At 31.3% G+C, this 1,570-nt stretch carries 1 protein-coding gene; it reads right to left on the bottom strand.

Annotated elements, in window-relative coordinates; all coding sequences use genetic code 11:
• The coding region (locus KPL38_RS19180) for an IS1634 family transposase (protein WP_216290734.1) at positions 1-1,540 on the bottom strand (1,540 nt) is incomplete at its 3' end.
• Positions 1,541-1,570 lie beyond the last annotated feature (30 nt).

Here is a 1,570-nt window from a genome sequence, read left to right as displayed (position 1 = left end):
ATATAGCCACCAAAGATGGTTGCTTCATTTTTATGCCGCCAGGACCTATTATTATGGCACCTTCTGCTTTCATTTCTCGCCTTACTACATATTCAGCAACTGATAATATCATCATTGATATTAAAATAAGGTACGTAAGTGCCTCTATACGCTGTGGTGTATCTAAATATAATGAATTAACAAAATGTGGTGATTTAAGCTGCTGAAACTTTTTTTCAACTCCTATTTGTGTTTTATATTCTGTAAGTAAATCCTCAGCTGTTAAAGTAAGATCATTGCTACAAAGTATAAATGTACAGGCTTGTTCAAAGCTTCTACGGATTTTTTCATCATCTACAGTTATCTCTATTTGTAAAAAGTACTCCATTATATGTTCGATTTTACTTTCATCCTTGCGTTTACGTCCTTTTTTCTTTTTTTCAATACTCAGAATTTCCATGCTTACATTGTGATATTTAATTTTCTTTAGATCCTTTTTAAACAATCTTAAACTCTCTTTGTTAGCATCCTCTTCACATGCAAAAGATGTTTTTAAACATACTTTAGAGAGCTTTTTCAATATCTCTTTTTCTCCGATTACTTGCTTCTCAATTGTTCTTTCCTTGGTAACTTCAAGATTTACAGAATAGCATACTGCACATTTTAATTCAGTATTTTCATAAGTACAATTTTGTTCTAATACAGAATATTTACTAACTTTACCTTGCGGTGTTTGAATTTCTATATCTCTCATTTCAGATCTACGATCAAGAGCTTCTCTTATACAACCCTTTGCAAGTGTAGTGGTTTCAGGCATTCTTGTTATAAGCTTAATGCTTCTATTTTCTGCTTTCTTCAAATTTTTATCTGTAAAAAGAGCACTGTCTGCAATATAATGAAAATCTTGTTTGGAAATTTTCAACCTTTCAAGAACGTCTTCTACGTCATCAAGAGTCTCGTTGTTATATGTTTTATCATCTTTATTTCCTGATAATACCTTTGCATCAACCATAACCCCGTTAGCTACACCTATACCCATTTTAATCTGTTTTTTATCTTGTCTTTTCTGCTTGCTGTGACCAAAATCTATTGAAATTACTCCTTCTTTAAGTTCTTCTGTTTCATAAGTTCCCCACATTACTTTTGAAGTTGTGTCATAATTTATGTTTGTTACTTCTATTCCATAATTGACAAATGCTTGGGAACTTAGCTCCCCAAATATTTTTCTTGGGCCAGCTTCATAAAATGCATCTAAAAATTTACCAAACCTATCATCATTAACTTGACTTAGAGCTATAGGACAATGAAATATACCTTCTAGATCTTTCTCTTTATAATACTCATTTAACAGAGATAGAGGATGGTGGTTATCACAAATATTTACGATCATCATCTCAGCCATTATTCCATAAGAAATATCCGTCTTCCTTCCTAAACTTTTTTCTAAATTTAAGTTGAACACTTCTGGCAATTTGAGTTGTTCACAAAGACCCACCATAAAATTCATTTTGCAATCATAGTACATTTCCATGTCAATTGATAATATATCATTCATATTCATAAGTTTACTCACCTTCAAAAAGTATTTTAT

The sequence above is a fragment of the Clostridium psychrophilum genome (assembly GCF_018861705.1).
Lineage (GTDB): Bacteria > Bacillota > Clostridia > Clostridiales > Clostridiaceae > Clostridium_AD > Clostridium_AD psychrophilum.
Note: the sequence above shows the minus strand (reverse complement) of the source record. Positions and strands in the feature narration are given on the sequence as shown.